This is a genomic window from Candidatus Woesearchaeota archaeon (assembly GCA_003694805.1).
In the GTDB taxonomy this organism is placed as follows: domain Archaea; phylum Nanobdellota; class Nanobdellia; order Woesearchaeales; family J110; genus J110.
The window spans coordinates 1-6958 of record RFJU01000054.1 but is presented as its reverse complement, the minus strand read 5'-3'; the positions used below and the strand labels follow the sequence as shown (position 1 = coordinate 6958).

Genomic DNA, 6958 nt, shown 5'->3' with positions numbered 1-6958 from the left:
CTCCGGTGGATGTGGTTGCGGTTGATAATGCGTCGAATGTGGCGAATGATTCGTCTGCCACGTACATCATCGACGACACACCCCCCACCATTCACAGCGCAACTCTTTCTGACAATATCACGAGGAACAACACGAACGTGAGCTTGACCGTTAATGTCAGTGACGCGGTCGGGGTGGTCAGTGTAACTGTCAACGGATCTGCATTACAGAATCAAGGAGGAGGAATTTGGAATACGACGGTAACGCTTATTTCGGGGAATTCGCCGTTCTTTGTTCTTGCAATTGATGGCGCTGAAAATAACGATTCAACAAATGTTTCCTTCATTATTGACGATGACAATCCGTCGTATACTGGAGTGAGTGTTAATGGGGTGCAGGTGAGTCAAGGGGAAACGGTCACCGTGTCAGTTCAGAACGGCTCTGCAGAGATTAATTGGACGCTCACCGAAAGCAATCTTGTTCTTCAGAACGTAACGATTGATGATGAGCAGGTGTTCTCTTCTTCAACGTCTGGGAATGCGAGTTTGACCCGTTTGTTGAGTGCCGGGAAGCATCAAGTTTTCTTCTCATCAGCTGATGAAGCAGGCAATAGGGGGTCGTTCAATTTTGTTCTCAAGATGAACCGGGAGCAGAACGTTTCAGAATCGCTTGAGAAGACGCGCACTCGTCTAGGTGCCAAGTTGAAGAATGTGAGCGTTTTCAAGAACGGAACTGATGTTTCCAACGCGATAACGTATCTGAACGATTCTTTGAACATGACGTTTGAGTTGAACGCGTCCGACTTCGTTGAAGTTGTCATTTTGAACTTCAACGGGTTGCTCGCCAACTGGAATCTTTCAGGTTCCTTTGATGTCGAGGTGAACACCTCGTCTTCTTTGGGGCAGGCGGTTGCTTCAAACGCGGGGGCGTCCCTCGTGTCCATGGCAGTATTTCAAAACGCATCCAAGTTCTTGAATACTTCAGATTATGAAGGAGGGGTCAAGATATTTTTTAACAGGTCGCTTGAAGACCTTGTTGTGCTTTTTGTTGCGGATGATGAAGGAGACGAACTCTTTGTAGCGTCGCAGTGTTCTGGAAACGTCGCGCCTGTTTCCGCTATCTCGCAGGCTAACGAGTCTTGCTATGTCAACACATCAAGCAATGTAACCTTGTTCGGTCCTCACCTCTCTGGCGGGGCGTTAGGCAACGACACGACCGCTCCGCTCGTGACGATCGACGCCCCACTGGCTGGTGTTGAGAATAACAGTTATTTCACTATGAATGTGAGCGTGGTTGAACTTGCGCCGAATCAAACCTTCTGTGTGTATAATCTTTCCAATGGGAGCGGAACGGTTGACTCGGCAAGCATTCTTTCAAGCGAATTTACTACTTCAGGGCTGAACCATTCCTATACGAAAACATTTTCAAACGTCTCCGATGGCAATTACACGCTGGTTGTGAATTGTTCGGATGAAGGCGGCCGGAGCAATCAGACGTCAGTTTCGTTCACGGTAAATGATACGACGGAACCTTCCGTTCTCTCCACGAGCCCGTCCGGGACGCAGTCTACAACGAGCACGTCGATAAGTGTTCAGCTACAAGTCGTCACGGACGAGCCTGCAACGTGCAAGTATGATAGTGCAAGTGTGAATTATTCTCAAATGGGAAGCACGTTTGCTTCAACAAATAAAACAACCCACACCGCCTCCGAAACACATTCATCTGACAGCACCGTTGCGTGGTATGTGTTGTGCAGGGATGAGAAAGGCAACACGATGCAAAGCCCCGCAACCATTTCGTACACCGTAAATGTTGCCGAATCCAGCGGGTCCTCTGGTGGTGGAGGCGGTGGAGGCGGTGGAGGCGGCGGAGGATCTGGTTCCGACGACCTTCCTTCCGGCGTAAAGGCTGTCGCTAAGACGGCAAGGTTTTGGTCCTCTGCAAGGAAGGGAGAGTCATTAACGTACCCAATTTCGAATTCGCAAATCCCGTTCAAGGCACTCAGCGTCGTTTTGGCAGAAGATGTCAGTGACGTTACGATCACTGTTGCCAGAATCAACGCAACGAACGCTTCTGTGGATGAATTGTCCAAGGAGGTTTATGCGTATTTGTGGGTTAATCATGAAAACGTTGAAGATGCTGATGTGCAGCAAGTGGATGTTGAATTTGAAGTGCCTGTTTCGTGGCTGGATGATGAGGGGCTTACGACAAAGGATGTCTCGCTCTACCGCTGGGTTGAGGAATGGGTGGAGTTTAGTCCTCGGCTCAAAAAAGTTTCTGAGGAGGCGGTGCGGTATTCGGCCGTTGTTCCAGGGTTGAGCTTTTTTGCCATTGGAGAAGCAGGTGCGGTGATTGATCTCGTTCCCGAAGATGACGGAAGCGGCGTGAACGAGTCGGACGTGCAAGAAGATAACGAGTCGATAGTGCCGAGGTCGCCAAAGCCGGAAGGCGGCAGCAATGCCACGACGGAGGCGGGAATCAGTAACGAAGAAGTGTCAGATTCGCCCTCAGATTCTGAGTCTTCTGGACCGTCTTTTTTCTCGTCTTTATGGGTGAAGGTTCCGTGGGGCAAGATTCTCTTGGGGTTGCTCGTTTTGCTCTTTGTAGGGGGTGTTCTTGTTTTTGGCGTTGAGTGGTATTTGAAACGCTCGACGGTGAAAGTCCGCATTAGAGGGGAGCCGTTTCATCGGGTTCGGAAGCTGGACTCTTCTCTCGAAGACATTAAGAAGCGATATGAGCAGCTCAAACACGAGCAGGAGGCTGTTCGCTTCCGTATTAAGTACTCTCCTGACAAGCTTGATGAGCTGCATTCGTTTGTGTTGCGCGCAGTTCGGGAGGGGTATGATAAGGACGCGATTCGTTCTTCCTTGAAAGAGGCGGGTTGGGATGACGACGTGATCGAGCATGTCTTGCGGCGCTACACAGGGTAAGGTGTGTTGTGCGGTGAGCAATCTTGCTTCTTGTTTCCCTGTCCTGGTTCGCTAAAACTTCGCTAAAACGAAAAGTTTATAAATAAAAAACACATTCTGTTGACTTAAAGTCAACAAATGATTTTTGAGGGTGCCCGGCAAGGCACCAGCCTGAGGGGTGTCATTGACAAGTAGCAGGAGAGAAGAGCGTAGAGAGGATTGAAATGGACGGAAGAGAAAAGCAATCAGAGGAGCGAAGAAAACCACGAAGAAGCAGCCCTGCCCATCACGAAAGCGCCGAAAAGCACACAAAAACAGAAAATAAAGAGAAGAAAGCGGGTGATGACGTCAGGCAGAACAAGGGAGCAGGCGCAGGAAAAAAAGACGACCCGGCCGAAATGCTCAAAGAGGCGCTACGAACTGTTGAGGAGTATAAAAATGCGCTTCAGCGCCTTCAAGCAGAGTTTGAGAATTTTCAAAAACGGGCAAGCAAGGAAGAAAGCTTGGCACGATCCAGGGGCGCGTGTGCATTGATGGAACGGCTCTTGCCCGTCCTTGACAGTATTGATCAGGCAAGGAAGCAGAGGAAGAACCATCAAGCATTCATCAAAGGATGTGAACTCATATTTGACCAAATTGAAGCGATTTTGAAAAAGGAAGGGTTGGAAAAAATAGACGATATCGGCGTGCCCGCCGACCCATTCAAGCATGATGTCATGATGCGCCAAGAAGCAGAAGACGCGCCAGGAACGATTATCCAAGTAGTCCAGCCCGGTTATAAAGTTGGAGATGCCATCGTGAGGCATGCAAAAGTTGTGGTAGCAAAGAAGAAAGAAGCGTAAGAAAAAGGAGGGATACTATGGCAAAAATAATTGGTATTGATCTTGGAACAAGCAACTCTGCAGCGGCAGTGCTAGAAGGAGGAAAGCCCAAAATTATTCCGTCGGCGGAAGGGGCGTCCCAGTACGGGAAGGCATTTCCGTCTGTCGTTGCGTTTACAAAAGAGGGAAGCATTCTTGTTGGAGAGCCCGCCCGGCGCCAGGCGGTATCGAACCCGGAGCGGACTATTGTCGCAGCAAAGAGGAAAATGGGGACTGACCACAAATACGTAATTGATGGGAAAGAGTACACCCCCCAGCAAATCTCGGCGTTTATCCTCCAAAAAATCAAGCGCGATGCAGAAGAGTTTTTGGGAGAAAAGGTGGAAAAGGCAGTCATAACCGTCCCAGCCTATTTTGACGATAATCAGCGCCAAGCAACGAAGGATGCAGGAACCATTGCGGGCCTGGAAGTAGTGAGAATTATTAATGAACCCACTGCGGCTGCTCTTGCGTACGGGCTCGATAAAAAAGAAGAGCTCAAGATTCTTGTTTTTGATTTCGGTGGCGGCACGCTTGACGTCACCATTATGGAGTTCGGCGACGGCGTTTTTGAGGTGAAATCAACGTCCGGAGACACCGCGCTTGGCGGCACGGATATGGATAAAGCCATTATTAATTGGTTGGTTGATGAGTTTAAAAAAGAGGAGGGGATTGACCTCTCAAAAGATGCTACAGCGATGCAGAGGCTTCAAGAAGCAGCAGAAAAGGCGAAAATTGAAGTCTCTACGGTTTTGGAAACAGAAATCAACCTTCCGTTCATCACTGCGAAGGATGACGGGCCACGGCACTTGAACAAGAAACTAACGAGGGCCCAGCTTGAAAAACTGGTCGACCCGATTGTGCAGCGCTGCAAGGCGCCGATTGAACAAGCAGTTAAAGATTCTGGTTTTTCATTAAACGAGATTGACAAAATCATCCTTGTTGGCGGACCGACGCGCATGCCTATTGTCCGCCAATTTGTAGAAAAATTGGTCGGAAAGCCAGCAGAGCGCGGCATTGACCCCATGGAATGTGTCGCAATGGGTGCTGCGATGCAGGGCGGGGTGTTGGCAGGAGAGGTAAGAGATGTCCTCCTTCTTGACGTAACGCCGCTTAGTCTCGGCATTGAAACCTTGGGTGGTGTGTTCACTAAACTCATTGAACGAAACACCACCATTCCGACGAAGAAAAGCCAGATTTTCTCAACCGCATCTGATAACCAGCCGGCAGTGACCATTCGGGTTTTCCAGGGAGAGCGGTCAATGGCGGCCGACAATAAGTTGCTAGGGCAGTTTGACCTCGTAGGCATTCCTCCCGCGCCTCGAGGCGTTCCGCAAATTGAAGTGACATTTGACATTGACGCGAACGGCATTGTGCACGTTTCTGCAAAAGATTTAGGAACTGGCAAAGAGCAGTCGATTAAAATCACTGCAACGCAGAAGTTGAGCGATGAAGAGATTGAGCGAATGAAAAAAGTGGCGGAGGAGCATGCAGAAGAAGACAGAAAGCGAAGAGAAGAGGCGGAGCTAATCAACAAGGCAGACACGCTTGTGTACTCTTCAGAAAAATTGTTTGATGAGTTCAAAGGAAAGGTGGCCGATGAGAAGATCGAGCCGGTAAAAAAGAAAGTGGCAGAGCTGAAGGAATTGCTCAAAGCAGAGAAAAAAGACGTTGCAAGATTGAAGGAAAAGGTTGAAGCAATTGAGAAGGACGTTCAAGCCTTGAGCACTGAGCTCTACCAAAAAGTGGCTGCGGAGCAGCAGGCGAAAGCACAGGAACAAAGTTCGAATTCCTCGCAAGAGAGTAAGGACGAGAAGGTTGTTGACGCTGAGTTTGAGGAAGAGAAGGGGAAGGAGAAAAAGAAAAAGTAAAATAAGAAGCAGGGGCGCGCGCTTGAGCGCCCCCCATGAATGAAAAATCACGAATTAAAAACAATGGTTTCCGGCCCGGAAAAAGCCAAAATCAAGAGATGCTTTTGGAGGGCAGCACCTTTTTTGGAGAATCAGAAAAGCATAGTTCCATGTCAATTTTAAAAACCTTTAAATAGCTGGTTTGGAGAGCGCAAAGCAAGAAGCTGGTGTTGCTGACGAATGGGGAAAGATTATTACAACATTCTGGGAGTGGATCGCGGGGCGAGCAAGGAAGAAATTAAGCGCGCGTTCAAAAAGCTTGCAAAAAAATATCATCCGGATATTAATAAGGAGGAGGGTGCTGCTGAGCGGTTCAAGGAAATCAATGAGGCAGCTTCCGTTCTGCTTGATGAAGAGAAGCGAAGGCAGTACGACCAGTTCGGTAGCGATGCATTCAAGCACGGCGGCTTCGGGGCCGGGCCGGACTTTTCAGGATTTGACTTCTCCGACTTCGGTTTTGAAGGCTTCCAGGATATTTTTGAATCATTCTTTGGCGGGGGGAGGAGGAGAGGGAGTTCATACAAGGAACGTGGAAGAAATATTCGGGTGGACCTTGACGTTACCTTAGAAGATGTTGCAAGAGGGGTTGAACGAGAACTGGTTTTGAGAAAGAATGTTGCGTGTCACGACTGCAATGGTGAGGGAGGAACTTCGCCAAGGGTTTGCAACGTTTGTAGAGGGGAAGGGTTTGTCCATGACACGAGAAGAACGCCGTTCGGCCTCTTTCAGACCACAACGCCTTGCAGGGCTTGCCATGGTGAAGGAAAAGCCTGGAAAAACATTTGTGCAACATGCAGAGGGTCTGGAGTGGTGAGCAGAAAGGAACACATCACGGTAAAAATTCCTGCAGGGATTGATTCAGAGACGCAGCTTCGCTTGGCAGGGAAGGGAGATGCGGGTCCCCGAGGCGCTCCTCCTGGAGACCTTTTTGTAGCCGTCCATGTTCAAGAACACCCGTACTTCAAGAGACGCGGGCAAGACATTGTTCTTGAGGTGCCCGTAAACGTGACAACAGCAGTGCTTGGGGGGGAGCTGACTGTTCCAACGCTGGATGGAGAAGCGAAGCTTAAGATTCCTCAAGGAACGCAACCGGGAACTGTTCTGAGGATGCGGGGGAAGGGTTTGCCGAGCCTTCGTGGTTCAGGAAAAGGGGATCAGTTGGTCGTGGTGGATGTTGAAATCCCAAAGCACGTGACAAAAAAACAACGAAAGCTTTTAGAAGAGTTTGAAAAAGAGCAAACGCCCCCTCATGTGAAGTTTTTTGAACGTCTCAAGAAGACCTTTCAGTAGGTTGTCGTGT

At 49.2% G+C, this 6958-nt stretch carries 4 protein-coding genes; all 4 read left to right on the top strand.

The window, feature by feature from the left end:
- Positions 1-5: 5 nt before the first annotated feature.
- The 4 genes from D6783_02110 to dnaJ all read left to right on the top strand — a co-directional run bounded on the left by D6783_02110 (position 6) and on the right by dnaJ (position 6948).
- Complete coding sequence (locus tag D6783_02110; GenBank protein RME53397.1) at positions 6-2909, top strand: PGF-pre-PGF domain-containing protein; 2904 nt, start codon at positions 6-8, stop codon at positions 2907-2909.
- Between the two features lie 203 nt (positions 2910-3112).
- Positions 3113-3730, top strand: a complete 618-nt coding sequence (grpE, locus tag D6783_02105; GenBank protein RME53396.1) for a nucleotide exchange factor GrpE — start codon at positions 3113-3115, stop codon at positions 3728-3730.
- A 17-nt stretch (positions 3731-3747) separates the two neighbouring features.
- Entirely contained in the window at positions 3748-5619 is a 1872-nt protein-coding gene (gene dnaK / locus D6783_02100) for a molecular chaperone DnaK (protein ID RME53395.1), read from the top strand.
- Between the two features lie 219 nt (positions 5620-5838).
- The gene (dnaJ, locus tag D6783_02095; GenBank protein ID RME53394.1) at positions 5839-6948 is read left to right on the top strand and encodes a molecular chaperone DnaJ; all 1110 of its coding nucleotides are present in this window, start codon (positions 5839-5841) and stop codon (positions 6946-6948) included.
- Positions 6949-6958: the final 10 nt, after the last annotated feature.